Origin of the sequence: Pseudomonas sp. TCU-HL1 (genome assembly GCF_001708505.1) — a bacterium.
GTDB lineage: Bacteria > Pseudomonadota > Gammaproteobacteria > Pseudomonadales > Pseudomonadaceae > Metapseudomonas.
The window spans coordinates 2,019,495-2,034,073 of record NZ_CP015992.1 but is presented as its reverse complement, the minus strand read 5'-3'; the positions used below and the strand labels follow the sequence as shown (position 1 = coordinate 2,034,073).

12 protein-coding genes are annotated in these 14,579 nt (G+C 63.9%); 7 read left to right on the top strand and 5 right to left on the bottom strand.

Annotation, left to right across the window (positions count from 1 at the left end):
• The first annotated feature begins 45 nt into the window (after positions 1–45).
• On the top strand, positions 46–675 hold the full coding sequence (locus THL1_RS09435; RefSeq protein ID WP_069083030.1) for a TetR/AcrR family transcriptional regulator: 630 nt from the start codon (positions 46–48) through the stop codon (positions 673–675).
• 53 nt (positions 676–728) lie between these two features.
• Here the strand turns inward: THL1_RS09435 and THL1_RS09430 are convergent, their stop codons facing one another.
• A complete protein-coding gene (locus THL1_RS09430; RefSeq protein WP_069083029.1) occupies positions 729–1,166 on the bottom strand; it encodes a GlcG/HbpS family heme-binding protein in 438 nt (145 codons plus the stop codon).
• Positions 1,167–1,525: 359 nt separating this feature from the next.
• Between THL1_RS09430 and gcl the strand changes: the two genes are divergently transcribed.
• The 6 genes from gcl to THL1_RS09400 all read left to right on the top strand — a co-directional run bounded on the left by gcl (position 1,526) and on the right by THL1_RS09400 (position 9,173).
• On the top strand, positions 1,526–3,301 hold the full coding sequence (gene gcl / locus THL1_RS09425; protein WP_069083028.1) for a glyoxylate carboligase: 1,776 nt from the start codon (positions 1,526–1,528) through the stop codon (positions 3,299–3,301).
• A 159-nt stretch (positions 3,302–3,460) separates the two neighbouring features.
• Positions 3,461–4,243 (top strand): hydroxypyruvate isomerase, encoded by a 783-nt coding sequence (gene hyi, locus THL1_RS09420; protein WP_069083027.1) that lies wholly within the window; start codon positions 3,461–3,463, stop codon positions 4,241–4,243.
• 12 nt (positions 4,244–4,255) lie between these two features.
• Positions 4,256–5,146 carry a 2-hydroxy-3-oxopropionate reductase gene (locus THL1_RS09415; RefSeq protein ID WP_069083026.1) on the top strand — a complete coding sequence of 297 codons (891 nt, stop codon included), beginning with the start codon at positions 4,256–4,258 and terminating at the stop codon, positions 5,144–5,146.
• Positions 5,147–5,432: 286 nt separating this feature from the next.
• Positions 5,433–6,713: a glycerate kinase type-2 family protein gene (locus THL1_RS09410; RefSeq protein ID WP_069083025.1), complete on the top strand. Its 1,281-nt coding sequence runs from the start codon at positions 5,433–5,435 to the stop codon at positions 6,711–6,713.
• Complete coding sequence (gene pyk / locus THL1_RS09405; protein ID WP_069083024.1) at positions 6,703–8,118, top strand: pyruvate kinase; 1,416 nt, start codon at positions 6,703–6,705, stop codon at positions 8,116–8,118. The genes THL1_RS09410 and pyk overlap by 11 nt, the downstream gene beginning before the upstream one ends.
• A 143-nt stretch (positions 8,119–8,261) precedes the next feature.
• Positions 8,262–9,173 carry an urea transporter gene (locus THL1_RS09400; RefSeq protein WP_069083023.1) on the top strand — a complete coding sequence of 304 codons (912 nt, stop codon included), beginning with the start codon at positions 8,262–8,264 and terminating at the stop codon, positions 9,171–9,173.
• Between the two features lie 61 nt (positions 9,174–9,234).
• Here the strand turns inward: THL1_RS09400 and THL1_RS09395 are convergent, their stop codons facing one another.
• The 4 genes from THL1_RS09395 to THL1_RS09380 all read right to left on the bottom strand — a co-directional run bounded on the left by THL1_RS09395 (position 9,235) and on the right by THL1_RS09380 (position 14,573).
• A complete protein-coding gene (locus THL1_RS09395; protein WP_083245855.1) occupies positions 9,235–11,373 on the bottom strand; it encodes a FimV/HubP family polar landmark protein in 2,139 nt (712 codons plus the stop codon).
• Between the two features lie 270 nt (positions 11,374–11,643).
• Positions 11,644–13,047 (bottom strand): DHA2 family efflux MFS transporter permease subunit, encoded by a 1,404-nt coding sequence (locus THL1_RS09390; RefSeq protein ID WP_069083022.1) that lies wholly within the window; start codon positions 13,045–13,047, stop codon positions 11,644–11,646.
• Positions 13,047–13,481 carry a MarR family transcriptional regulator gene (locus tag THL1_RS09385; RefSeq protein ID WP_069083021.1) on the bottom strand — a complete coding sequence of 145 codons (435 nt, stop codon included), beginning with the start codon at positions 13,479–13,481 and terminating at the stop codon, positions 13,047–13,049. Before THL1_RS09385 ends, THL1_RS09390 begins: the two co-directional genes overlap by 1 nt.
• A 75-nt stretch (positions 13,482–13,556) precedes the next feature.
• The gene (locus tag THL1_RS09380; RefSeq protein ID WP_069083020.1) at positions 13,557–14,573 is read right to left on the bottom strand and encodes a DUF2804 domain-containing protein; all 1,017 of its coding nucleotides are present in this window, start codon (positions 14,571–14,573) and stop codon (positions 13,557–13,559) included.
• Positions 14,574–14,579: the final 6 nt, after the last annotated feature.

Sequence of the window (14,579 nt, the reverse complement as noted above, 5' to 3'; positions counted from 1 at the left end):
CGGCCGGCCTACCAGGCGCCCGGGCGAGCCAAAGAAGGAGCCGATGTGAGCAGTATTCGCGAGCGCAACAGAGACCTGATCCTGCGCGCGGCCAGCGAGGAATTCGCCGACAAAGGGTTCGCCGCCACCAAGACGAGCGACATCGCAGCCAAGGCTGGCCTGCCCAAGCCCAACGTCTATTACTACTTCAAGTCGAAAGAGAACCTCTATCGCGAAGTACTGGAGAGCATCGTCGAGCCGCTGTTGCAGGCTTCCACGCCCTTCAACCAGGCCGGCCATCCCCATGAGGTGCTGACGGCCTATATCCGCTCGAAGATCCGCATTTCCCGCGACCTGCCCTACGCCTCCAAGGTGTTCGCCAGCGAAATCATGCACGGTGCACCGCACCTTTCCCCGGAACAGACGGAACAACTGAACCTGCAGGCCAAGCACAACATCGAGTGCATTCAGCGCTGGATAGACCAGGGCCTGATGGCCAGGGTCGATCCCCACCACCTGCTGTTCAGCATCTGGGCCGCCACGCAGACCTACGCCGACTTCGACTGGCAGATTTCCACCGTTACCGGCAAATCCAGCCTCAGTGACGCCGACTATGACGCCGCTGCGGAAACCATCATCCGCCTGGTGATCAAGGGTTGCGAAGTCGAGGAAAAGGCTCAGGCGAAAAGCGCCTAAGCCTGCTCGCCTCGCCGGCGAGCTGAGGGCTGCGCAGCAGCCCCCATGAAATATCAGGCCGCGCCAGCGTCCGCTTTCAGGCCTGCCGCCTCCACGGCACTCACCGCGCACTGTTCGTCGATGTCCGAGGTATCGCCACTGATGCCGATAGCGCCGATCACGGCGCCCTGACCATCACGGATCAACACCCCGCCCGGCGCCGGCACCAGGTTGCCGTCGGCCAGGTTGTTCACCGCACCGATGAAGGCCGGACGCTGCTGAGCGTCCGCGGCGATCAGGCGCGAGCCCTTGCCCAGCGCGACTGCACCCCACGCCTTACCGATGGCGATCTGAGGACGAAGCATGCTGGCGCCGTCCTGGCGCTGCAGGGTGATCAGATGGCCGCCGGCATCCAGCACGGCAATGGTCAGCGGGGCAGTACGCAGGTCCCGGCCAACGGACAGCGCGTAGTTGGAAATGCTCACAGCGGTTTCCAGGGTCAGGGTGGTCATTTCAAGCGTTCCTCGTGAGTGGTTGAACCTTGTGCGGCGTCGTCTGGACCAGGGCTGACGTACTCCCATGGTCATGCAGGCGTTTTCCAGCCCGTCCTGCGACGCATCCGAAAGCTGTAGCTCACTATCCCACCGAACACAAAAAAATCAACAGATAGATACAATCATATTATTTTTTGTATACAGTGTTTTCGTCAGCGTGTTGAGCATCTATGGAGAGCCCCGTGAAACGGGCGTTTTAAAAGAGTCGACCCCTGCGACCTTTAGCCTCATAAATGGCCTTGACCCTGCAGTCAGCAGCTGAATAGAATCCAGCCACGTAGCTTGTATACAATTTTCACAAGAAAGAGGCACAAAACATGGCCAAAATGAGAGCAATCGAGGCTGCCGTCCTGGTGATGCGCCGCGAAGGCATCGACACCGCGTTCGGCATCCCCGGCGCCGCCATCAACCCGCTGTACGCAGCCCTGAACAAAATCGGCGGGGTTGACCATGTACTGGCCCGTCACGTCGAAGGCGCCTCGCACATGGCCGAGGGCTACACCCGCACCAACCCGGGCAACATCGGCGTCTGCATCGGCACCTCCGGCCCTGCCGGCACCGACATGGTCACCGGCCTGTACTCGGCTTCCGCCGACTCCATACCGATTCTCTGCATCACCGGCCAGGCTCCCCGTGCACGTCTGCACAAGGAAGACTTCCAGGCTGTCGACATCACCAGCATCGTCAAGCCGGTCACCAAGTGGGCAACCACCGTGCTGGAGCCGGGCCAAGTGCCCTACGCCTTCCAGAAAGCCTTCTATGAAATGCGCAGTGGCCGCCCTGGTCCGGTGCTGATCGACCTGCCGTTCGACGTGCAGATGGCCGAGATCGAATTCGACATCGACGCCTATCAGCCGCTGTCGGTACAGAAGCCCTCCGCCAGCCGCATCCAGGCCGAGAAAGCCCTGGCCATGCTGAACGACGCTGACCGTCCGTTGCTCGTTGCCGGTGGCGGCATCATCAATGCCGACGCCTCTGCCAAGCTGGTCGAGTTCGCTGAACTGACCGGCGTACCGGTCATCCCGACCCTGATGGGCTGGGGCACCATTCCTGACGACCATCCGCTGATGGCCGGCATGTGCGGTCTGCAGACCTCGCACCGTTACGGCAACGCCACCCTGCTGGAATCCGATCTGGTATTCGGTATCGGCAACCGCTGGGCCAACCGCCACACCGGTTCCGTCGACGTTTACACCCAGGGCCGCCGCTTCATCCACGTGGACATCGAACCGACCCAGATCGGCCGCGTGTTCACCCCGGACCTGGGCATCGTTTCCGACGCCGGCTCCGCACTGGATGCATTCCTGGAAGTGGCCCGCGAGTGGAAAGCCGCTGGCAAGCTGAAAGACCGCAGCGCCTGGGCAGAGTCCTGCCGTGAGCGCAAGCGCACCCTGCAGCGCAAGACCCACTTCGACAACGTGCCGGTCAAGCCGCAGCGCGTGTACGAAGAGATGAACGAATTCTTCGGCAAAGACACCTGCTACGTCAGCACCATCGGCCTGTCCCAGATTGCCGGCGCGCAGTTCCTGCACGTCTACAAGCCGCGCCACTGGATCAACTGTGGCCAGGCGGGCCCGCTGGGCTGGACCATTCCGGCAGCCCTGGGCGTGGTCAAGGCCGACCCGACCCGTCCGGTCGTTGCACTGTCCGGTGACTATGACTTCCAGTTCATGATCGAAGAGCTGGCCGTGGGCGCGCAGTTCAACCTGCCCTACATCCACGTGCTGGTGAACAACTCCTACCTGGGCCTGATCCGCCAGGCGCAGCGCGGCTTCGAAATCGACTTCTGCGTGCAGCTGTCCTTCGAGAACGTCAACGCACCGGAACTCAACGGTTACGGCGTGGACCACGTTGCAGTGGTCGAGGGCCTGGGTTGCAAGGCGATCCGCGTATTCGACGCCAACGAACTGCAGGGTGCTTTCGCCAAGGCCAAGCAACTGATGGAAGAGTTCCGCGTACCGGTCGTGGTCGAAGTCATCCTGGAGCGTGTCACCAACATCTCCATGGGTACCGAGATCAACGCCGTCAACGAGTTCGAGGAACTGGCCCAGCGTGGCGCCGACGCGCCGACCGCCATCTCGCTGCTGGACTGACCGACTCCCCTCTCCTGTTCGTGGCAGGAGAGGGGCTTCACCTCCCCTCTCCCGCTTGCGGGAGAGGGGCCGGGGGAGAGGGGAAGTCCGAGCGATTGGATACCGCCCTCACCCCTAGCCCCTCTCCCAAAGGGAGAGGGGAACAAGAAGGAGACATTCATGCCCCGTTTTGCCGCCAACCTGTCCATGCTGTTCACCGAAGTGGACTTCCTGGACCGTTTCGCCGCTGCCGCCGAAGCCGGATTCAGCGGTGTCGAATACCTCTTCCCCTACGACTTCCCGGTAGAGGAAATCCGCGCCCGCCTGGACGCCAACAAGCTGGAGCAGGTGCTGTTCAACCTGCCGGCCGGTGACTGGGGCAAGGGCGAGCGTGGCATCGCCTGCCACCCTGATCGCATCGAAGAGTTCCGCGCCGGTGTGGACAAGGCCATCGCCTACGCCAAGGTACTGGGCAACACCCAGATCAATTGCCTGGCCGGCATCCGCCCGCAAGGCCATGACTGCGCCACCATCGAGAGCACCTTCGTCGAGAACCTCAAGTTCGCCACCGAGAAGCTCCAGGCCGCAGGCATCAAGCTGGTGATGGAAGCCATCAACATCCGCGACATCCCCGGCTTCTACCTGAACAACACGAAGCAGGCCCTGGCCATCCGCGAGAAAGTCGGCAGCGCCAACCTGTTCCTGCAGTACGACATCTACCACATGCAGATCATGGAAGGAGACCTGGCACGCACCGTCGAGTCCAACCTCGCCGCGATCAACCATGTGCAGCTCGCCGACAACCCGGGCCGCAACGAGCCGGGCACTGGCGAGATCAACTACCGCTTCCTCTTCCAGCACCTGGACCGCATCGGCTACCAGGGCTGGATCGGCTGTGAATACAAGCCGGCTACCACCACCGTTGCTGGCCTTGGCTGGCTGAAGACGCACAACGCAATCTGAGGAGAGATCCCCATGGCAAAAATCGGATTCATCGGCACCGGCATCATGGGCAAGCCCATGGCTCAGAACCTCCAGAAGGCCGGCCACACCCTGCTCTTCTCCGAGCACTTCGACAAGGCCCCGGCTGACCTGCTGGGCGACAACGGCATTGGCCTGGCCAACCCGAAAGAGGTTGCCCAGGAGGCCGAATTCATCATCATCATGGTTCCCGACACCCCCCAGGTCGAAGACGTGCTGTTCCGCAAGGAAGGCGTAGTCGAGGGCGTCGGTGCCGGCAAGGTGGTGATCGACATGAGCTCCATTTCCCCCACCGCCACCAAGACCTTCGCCGAGAAGATCAAGGCGACTGGCGCCGCGTACCTGGACGCCCCGGTATCCGGCGGTGAAGTCGGTGCCAAGGCCGCGACCCTGAGCATCATGGTCGGTGGCTGCCCGAACGCCTTCGAACGCGCGCTGCCGCTGTTCCAGGCCATGGGCAAGAACATCACCCGCGTCGGCGCCAACGGCGACGGCCAGACCGCCAAGGTGGCCAACCAGATCATCGTTGCGCTGAACATCCAGGCCGTTGCCGAAGCCCTGCTGTTCGCCGCCAGGAACGGCGCCGACCCGGCCAAGGTACGTGAAGCCCTGATGGGTGGCTTCGCCGGCTCCAAGATTCTGGAAGTCCATGGCGAGCGTATGATCAAGGGCACCTTCGATCCGGGCTTCCGCATCAGCCTGCACCAGAAAGACCTGAACCTGGCCCTGTCCGGCGCCCGCGAATTGGGTCTGAACCTGCCGAACACCGCCAACGCCCAGCAGGTGTTCAGCACCTGCGCCGCACTGGGTGGCAGCAACTGGGACCACTCCGGCCTGATCAAGGGCCTGGAGCACATGGCCAACTTCTCGATCCGCGAGGAGTGATGCGTTACCCACTGCAAGGTTGAACTGGAATACCCCGTAGGTTGGTGCTGAGCACAGCGAAGCTCAACATTGAGCCGGCAGCTCCAGCGTTGGGCCTCGCAAGCTCGGCGCCAACCTACGACCAGCCAACCTTGCAGGTGGGCCCTTTTCGACCCTCCTGGCCCCAGGCGACACGGCGCCGAAGGCCAGGAAGGTCGATTCCAGTCCCGAACCGCTGCGCGCGGCGGTTCGGGACTGAAATCGGCCATCATGCCCATAACAAGAATCCAGCGCCCCGGAGCCTGCCATGTCCCTCGATCCCCAAGCTTTCCTGCGCGACCTGTTCGCCATCGCCATCGCCGCCGCCCACCCGCGCCAGGTACTGGCTGACCACCTGCCCGCCGACCGCTCCGGCCGCGTCATCGTCATCGGTGCCGGCAAGGCCGCAGCCGCCATGGCGGAAGTGATCGAGCGCGAGTGGCAGGGCGAAATCTCTGGCCTGGTCGTGACCCGCTACGGCCACGGCGCCGACTGCAAGAAGATCGAAGTGGTCGAAGCGGCCCACCCGGTGCCCGACGCCGCCGGCCTGGAAACCGCCCGGCGCGTGCTGGAACTGGTGAGCAACCTCAATGAGTCCGACCGGGTGATCTTCCTGCTCTCCGGTGGTGGCTCCTCCCTACTCGCCCTGCCCGCGGAGGGCCTGACCCTGAAAGACAAGCAGGCGATCAACAAGGCCCTGCTGAAATCCGGCGCCTCCATTTCCGAGATGAACTGCGTGCGCAAGCATCTCTCGGCGATCAAGGGCGGCCGTCTGGCCAAGGCCTGCTGGCCGGCCACTGTCTACACCTACGCGATCTCCGACGTGCCCGGCGACGAAGCCACCGTGATCGCCTCCGGCCCGACCGTGGCCGACCCGACCACCTCGGCCGAAGCCCTGGCGATCCTCGCCCGTTATGAGATCGAGGTACCGGCCCACGTGCGCGCCTGGCTGCAGGACCCGCGCTCGGAGACTGTCAAGCCAGGCGACCCTTGCCTCTCCCGCAGCCACTTCCAGCTGATCGCCACGCCGCAGCAGTCCCTCGATGCCGCCGCCGAGAAAGTACGCGCCGCCGGCCTCACGCCGCTGATCCTAGGCGACCTGGAGGGCGAATCCCGCGAAGTGGCCAAAGTCCACGGCGGCATTGCCCGCCAAGTGGTGCTGCATGGCCAGCCGATCAAGCCGCCGTGCGTGATCCTCTCTGGCGGCGAAACCACCGTGACCGTGCGCGGCAACGGCCGTGGTGGGCGCAATGCCGAATTCCTGCTGAGCCTGACCAACACCCTGAAAGGCCTACCGGGCGTCTATGCCCTGGCTGGCGATACCGACGGCATCGACGGTTCGGAAGACAATGCCGGCGCCATCATGAGCCCTTGCAGCTACGCCCGCGCGGCCAAACAGGACCTGTCTGCCAGCGACGAACTGGACAACAACAACGGATACGGGTATTTCGCCGCCCTCGGCGACCTCATCGTCACCGAGCCGACCCGTACCAACGTGAACGACTTCCGCGCCATCCTGATTCTCGAGAGCCCTGAAAATGACGCCTGACAAGAAAGTAAAAATCCTCGCCACCCTCGGTCCGGCGATCAAAGGCATCGACGACATCCGCCAACTGGTGGAAGCCGGCGTCAACCTGTTCCGCCTGAACTTCAGCCACGGTGAGCACGCCGACCACGCCCAGCGCTACCAGTGGGTACGTGAGGTGGAGCGTCAACTCAACTACCCCATCGGCATCCTGATGGACCTGCAAGGGCCGAAGCTGCGCGTGGGCCGTTTTGCCGAGGGCAAGGTCAACCTCGAGCGCGGCCAGGCCTTCCGCCTGGACCTGGACAACACCCCGGGCGATGCCCGCCGGGTCAACCTGCCCCACCCCGAGATCATCGAAGCCCTGGAACCGGGCATGAACCTGCTGCTGGACGACGGCCGGCTGCGCCTGCAGGTGACCGCCAAGCAGGCCGACGTGGTGGAAACCACCGTGATCGCCGGCGGCGAGCTGTCCGACCGCAAGGGCGTCAACGTGCCGGAAGCGGTGCTGCAGTTGTCGCCGCTGACCGCCAAGGACCGCCGCGACCTGGACTTCGGCCTGGACCTGGGCGTGGATTGGGTGGCGCTGTCCTTCGTGCAGCGCCCGGAAGACATCGTCGAAGCCCGTGAGCTGATCCAGGGCCGCGCCTTCCTGATGGCCAAGATCGAGAAACCCTCGGCTGTGGTGCACCTGGAAGAGATCGCGCGACTGTGCGATGCCATCATGGTGGCCCGTGGCGACCTGGGCGTGGAAGTGCCGGCCGAGAACGTGCCGCGCATCCAGAAAGACATCATCCGCACCTGCCGCCAACTGGGTCGCCCGGTGGTCGTGGCCACCCAGATGCTGGAGTCCATGCGCTTCTCCCCGGCACCGACCCGTGCCGAGGTGACCGACGTCGCCAATGCCGTGGCCGAAGGCGCCGACACCGTGATGCTCTCTGCTGAAACCGCGTCCGGCGACTACCCGCTGGAAACCGTGCAGATGATGAGCAAGATCATCCGCCAGGTGGAGAACGGCCCGGATTTCCAAAGCCAGCTCGACGTCAGCCGCCCGCAAGCCGAAGCCACCGCCTCGGACGCCATCAGCTGCGCCATCCGCCGCATCAGCAGCATCCTGCCGGTGGCCGCCCTGATGAACTACACCGAATCCGGCAGCTCCAGCCTGCGCGCCTCCCGCGAGCGCCCCAAGGCACCGATCCTCAGCCTGACGCCGAACCTCAATACCGCACGTCGCCTGACCGTGGCCTGGGGCATCTACTCCGTCGTCAACGAGCGCCTGCACAAGGTCGAGGAAGTCACCAGCACCGCGCTGGAGATTGCCCAGGCCCAAGGCATGGCCAAACGCGGCGATACCGTGGTGATCACCGCCGGCGTGCCGTTCGGCCAGCCGGGCAGCACCAACAGCCTGCGGATCGAAACGCTGAATTGATGTGAAACGACCAGAGCGACGGGGTCCACAGAGAACCCGAGCTCACCGTACCGGCCTCGATGTCGGGCGGAAACAGAAATCCCATCTGGCTACCGCCAGTTAGTCGGCGCCCCTCACCGGGGCGCCTCTTTTTTCAAGCTGCCATGCAACGACTGCCTCTACGACCCGAAGTCCGGAGTTGGGCCTCAGCCCAATTGAACGGATTCAGCCAGATTTTCCTCCAGCGCCACCCCGGTTGTGGCGCCTTGATCCTGCTCGCCATCGCCGTGGGCGCCCCAAACTTACTGGGCGGCGCGCTGCTCGGTGGTGCCGCCGCCTGGCTTACCGCCGTGCGACGGCGCTACGCGCCCGAAGACATCGAGGCCGGACTCTACGGCTACAACGGCGTACTCCTGGGCCTGTTGCTTAGCGCACGCTTCGAGCCGTCGCTCTATCTGGCGCTGCTGATCCTCTGTGCCAGTGGCCTCTCCAGCCTGCTCCTTAACACCCTGCTCAAGGCTGTTCGCCGGCGTAACTGGCTGCCCGCCTATACCTCGCCCTTCGTCGGCATCGGCTGGCTGTTGCTGGCCCTGGGCGCGCAACTAGAACTGACGCCCTCCCCGCTCGCCGCAGTCACCCTGCAACCGGGCTTGATCGACACGCCGCTGGCAATCGTGCGCGGTATCGGCCAGGTGATCTTCCTCGACCAACCGGTTGCCGGTGCCCTGGTGCTGGGCGCCCTCTTTCTTGTCGGCTGGCGGGTGGCGCTCTGGGCGCTGCTGGGATCGATCACCGCGCTGCTCCTGGCGCTTCTCCAGGGCATGCCCATGCAGGCTGTGCTGGGCGGACTGTTCAGCCTCAACGGAGCGTTGATCGCCCTGGCGCTGGGCAAGAACCTGCGCCGCCCCTGGTGCGCGCTGACCGGTATCCTGCTGGGCGTCGCCCTGCAGCCCGGCTTCGCCGCCATCGGATTGCCTGCCATGACCGCCCCCTTCATCCTCGCCTGCTGGCTCGTATTGGCGGCCAAACGGATGACAGGTGTTGCGCAACCGGAACCCCGGCGCTCGCCGGAGTAAAAGGCCCAAACACAAAAAAGCCCGGACCAGGTCCGGGCTTTTTCATTCAGGCTGCAACGCGTCAGGCAATCTTGGCCAGCAGGTCCCGTGCTTCCTGTTTCTGTTGGTCGTCGCCTTCGCTGATGACCTCGTTGAGGATGCTGCAGGCCGCTTCGATATTGCCTTGCTCAATGTAGGCCAGCGCCAGATTGAGCTTGGTGAGGTTCTCCTGGCGAGCGTCGAGCTTGTCCAGATCGTCCAGGCTGACCATCGGATCGATGAAGTCGACGGTGAGCTCGTCCAGGCTCTCGGCCTGGGTCAACTCCGGCAGTTCGCCGAAGGGGCTCAGGGTATCGGCATCCAGCGTAAGCTCGAAAACTTCCGGCAGCTCCTGGAGATTAGTGGGGAAACCCACGTCCTCTTCCACGGTCGGGAAGGCTTGAACCACAGCTGCCTTGCGCTTGGGCTCGGCCGGTTTGAACGGGCTGACCTGTTCCCAGTCGGCATCCAGCGGATAGCCATCGAAATCGGATGGCAGGCTATCGATGGGCTCATTGCTCGCAGAAGCGGACGCCGGAGTGGATTCGTCCAGCACGAAGACGGGCTCGACCGGGGTGCTGGTCGAGGCTAGGTCGGCGTAGCCGGCACGGATTGCCGCCAGCCGCTCGTCGTCAGCATGCAGGTCACGCAGCGCGGCCTCTTCGAGGGTGAAGGCGACCGGATCGCGCAGCTCGCCCAGCACTTCCAGCAGGCGATAACGCAGTTCCAGGCGCTGTGGATCCTGCGCAACAGCAGAACGCAGCACGGCCAGCGCTTCGCGCCAACGGCCGTAGGCGATATAGATGTTGGCGCCTTCCAGTGCATCGGAATGAACCTTGGCGCTCGGCAGCGAGACCACCTCCCGCGCAACGGTAGCCTTGGCGGCAACCGGAGCCGGCTCCAGCTTCGCAGGAGCGGCTGGTTGAATATCCTGATGACGGTGCTGGAAAGCCACCTTTGCCTTGCCGGTGGCCTGGGCTTCTTCCAGCTCCTGCTGCTGGGCCTCGCGACGGGAACGACGCAACAGCACCCAATCCAGAAGGAACAGCAGGACCAGGCCGGACACCATGATCGCCCACCAGAATGGGCTGATGCCGGAACTGCTTGCCTGCGCCGGAGCGGATTGTTCGGCAGCCTGCGCTGCGGGAATCACGCTAACCTCGCGGACGGGCTGGACCTGCGGGGTTTCGATGGCAGGTGCGGGCGTAGCGGCGATTTGCTGGACCTGCGTTTGAAGCTCGGTCATCTGCTGGTCGCTACCGCTCAGCTGCTTCTGCATGACCTCCAATCGGGCCTGCAGTTCGGCGATGTCCTGGCGCAACTGCGCGCGCTCGGCTTCACCCTGGGCAATGCTCGTATCCACCCGCTGCTGGACCTGGGTCAGTTCAACCAGGGTTGGGCTGGGAGGCGTGGTGGCGGCGGATACTGGCGCCTGGCTCGCCGGAGCAGCCGGAGCAGTTGCAACCACAGCCGCCGGCTGACTGGCCAGAACCGCATCATCCGGCAGCAGGAGCGACTGACCAACACGCAGGTGGTTGATGTCGCCACCGGGGAAAGCCTGGGCATTCAGGGCATAGATTCCATCCAGCATCTGTTGCTGGCTCATGCGGCTGCCAGCGCTGAGGCGCCTGGCAATCCGCCAGAGGCTATCGCCTCGTGCCACCTGGTAGTACTTGCCTTGCGCGGCAGCCGGTGCGGGCTTGGGTTGTACCGGCGGGGAACTGGAGGTTGCGACGGAAACACTGCGCACCGGGCTGACCGGTGCAGCGCCGGCGGTGAAGACCGAACCGGGCGGGTCCAACAGCAAAGTGTACTCGCGCAGCAGCTTGCCGTTGGGGCGGGCCACTTCGATGATGAAATTCAGGTATGGCTCACGAACCGGCTTGTTGGACACCACGCGAATGCGGCTGCCCGCGCCTCGGATTACCGGGCTGAAGCGCAGATCGTTGAGAAACAGGAAACGGTCGACGCCGGCATGCTCGAACGCATCGGCGGACGCCAGGCTGACCTTGATTTCGCTGTCATTGAGATCGCCGACTTCAAGCAGCTCGATCTCGGCGTCCAGCGGCTGATTGAGGGCAGAGTGCAAGGTGATTTCGCCGAGCCCCAACGCCGGCACCAGACCCGAATAGAGCGCAGAGCCTGAAGCAAGCGTCAAAAGGAGCTTGTGAACCCTTGCCATATGTCCTCCCCGGCCATTCGCACTCACAAGTCACACTTCTGGTGTCCCGCCCGGGCATCATCGAAGCGACGCGAAATACGTTGACCTCAAAACAACAATGATAGCGGGACGCAGCTCCTTATCCATCCCACTCGAGACCTGCAACACCGGGCGTTTGCTCCTTTGCCCGTGGTAATGGCAGCTGGCCACAGAACTGTGCTGTAGCTTACTCCACTATAGGAAAGATTTCGCCAGGGACTTGACAAATTTTTCGTCGTGCGAAATGCACGCTCAACGCCTTGCAGGACGCACGCCCCAAGCCGGTATCACCGCTGCCAGGAACAGTAGCGCAACCAGCCAGAAACTCTGTTCGAACGCCAGTGTCTCGGCCGCCGCGTCGCCTCCCGCAGCGGCATGCCGCCACTCCAGGAAGAAAGTCAGCAGGTTGACCCCGAAAGCGCCACCCAGCTGCCTCACGAAGGTGATGGCGCCCGCTCCAAGGGCCAGTTCTTCTGGATTGAGGACATCCAGCGCGCCGGTGCTCATGGCCGGCAGGAGCAACCCCAGCCCCAATCGACCGACACACGCCCAACTGCAAAGCACGAGGAAGGATGCGCCCGCCCCGGCCATCCCCAGCGCAGCCGACGACAGCGCGAACACCAGCAGACCGAACACCAGCATGGACGCCGCCGACAACCGGTCACTGGCCCAGCCGCCCAGGAAGGACGACAGCCCCAGCACGACGCCGGTGGGCAGCAGCAACAGCCCCGCTTCACCCGCGCTGTATCCTTCCACCGTCTGCAGGAAGAGCGGAATCAGGTAGGTGGAGCCGTACAGCCCCAGGCCCAGTACCACAGCGACCCAACTGGCCTTGCGGAAAGCGGCATGCCGCCAGAGCTGCAGGGGCAGCAAGGGTTTCTCGCAGGCACGGCTGCGACGCAGGAACGCTGCTGCGCACCCCAGGCCGAGCAAGCCGGGAAGCCAGACACTCGGTGCCAGCCAGCCGAAGCGCTGGGCTTCGGCCAGTGCGCCCAGCAGGGAAAAGAGCGCCACACAGAGCAAGACGAATGCCGGCAGGTCGACACCAGGCGTACTGCGATTCCGGTCGCTGGGCATCAGCCACTGCGCACCGACCAGCGCCAGCAGGCAAAGCGGCAGCGGCAGCCAGAACACCGCGCCCCAGCCGAACTGATCGATGAGATAGCCGCCTATGGTCGGGCCGAGGGTCGGCGCCACCATGATGCCAAGCCCATAAAGCCCGAGGGCCATGCCACGGCCACCCTCGGAATAGACGCGAAAGATCAGCACCATGGCCAGCGGCTGGATGATGCCGGCGCAGGCGCCCATGAGGATGCGCAGGGCGATCAGTTGCCAGGCGGACGTCGCCACCAGCGCCAGCAGCGACGCCACGCTGAACAGGCCAAGCCCGATCTGCACGGTGCGTCGCGCCCCCAGACGCGCCTGGCACCAGGCCGCGAGCAGGAGGCCGGCGGTCATTGAAGCGAGGAACCCGGTGGAAAGCCATTGCGCCAGCGGCCGACCAATCCCGAAATCGGACATGATCGCCGGAAGCGCCACGTTGATGCTGGTGGAAGCGAGGATCATCGCCATGCTGCCGAGCATCAGCAGGCCCAGCAGCCATTGCGGATAACGGGCACCAAAGCGCTGGTGTAGCGCTTCGAGGTCCTGCCCCATTAAAGGCGGTCCAGGTTCAGCAGTATCCGTGCATGGATCTGTTGGCAATGGCGCAGTTCTTCGTCGTCGATACCGGCGAAGAGTTCCTGGCGCAGCTGACTGGAAATGGCTTCGATCTTCTCGATCAGGGGGCGGGCCGGCGGGCACAAGGCGATTTTCTTCGCCCGCCGATCTTCAGCAACGGCCATGCGCTGGATCAGGCCCTGGGCTTCCAGGCTGTCCAGCAACCGCGCCAGAGTCGGGCCTTCAACGCCAACGCTCTTGGCCAGCTCACGCTGGGTGGGCAATTCCTGGAAACGGGAGAGGTGCAGCAAAACCAGCCAGCGAGCCTGGGAAAGACCCAGGCCAGCGAGGCGGCGGTCCAGTTCGGCACGCCACGCGCGGGACATCTGGGCGAGTTGCATGGCGAAGCGGTGTTGATCGGGGTAGGACATCGAAATGACTCGGGCTTCTTATACTAATAATTAGCCAGCTAATCATAGCCGAAAGCCGTGAGCAAGCCCCCTTCCCTACCACTTCACGTACTGGTCCTCGACGAACCCCCACATCTCGTCGATCACCACCGGCGGGCGTCCCGCCGGACGCAGCGTGCCACTGAAGCGGCCGAACACCTGCTTGAAATTGCTTGCAATGAATCCGAGATTCAACCGCTCCTGATGCAGCCCTTCACCCTCGAATGTGAGCGCCACCTGGCCGTCATGGGAACTGATGGCCCAGGTCCTCAATGGCTGGTCACGGTCGAAGCTGAAGCGCACGGTATCGACTTTGAGCAGTTCGCCATCCAGCCAGAAGCAGTTCTCGGTAAAGCTTGTTTCGTTCACCCCGCAGGACAGATTCAGCCCCACACGAAGTCCGCCGGACAGCCCGGACAGGCAGGCCCAGTTCCAATGGGTCTCCGGGCGCATATAGCCGGCGGACCAATCGTGGTGCGCAAAGGCGCCAATCTGCCCGAGATCGAAATTCCCCAGGTCGCTGCTGACCTGGCCCCGGCAGGCAACGCCCGCCACCTTCTGCGCATACACCCAGCCGTTCACAGCCGTTGGCGTGCAGAGGCACATGGGCTGGAAAGCCGGCTCACGTTCGCTGAACGTCGCATCGATGCGAGTGCCATCATCCAACTCCACCAGTAGCCGCTTCTCCCCGATGTCGCCACGGTTCTCCAGGCGCAGCAGGTTGAGGCCCTGACGCAGCTGGCAGACACCGTTGTCCGGGCTCTGGGAAAACTCGGTCCCAAGCCCCAGTGGGAGCTTGAACTGGCGTTCGATCATGCGGCCGCTGGCCGGGTGGAACAGGTAGACGAATCCCACGCCCACCAGACTCAGGTTGGCCAGGGCGCAACCGCCGATGAGTTCGTTGCTGAGCAGGCCGAAGTACTGGAACTGGTGGAATCGCCGCCACTTGGCCAAAGCGCCCAGGCGCCGGCCCATGGGCGAACGGAAGTCGAAGTCACGGTAATTGATGAGGCCCGGCGCAGCGGGAAAGATGCCGTAATGCGGCTGGCCGTCGGCCTGGATCAGCTTGTCCATGCAGAT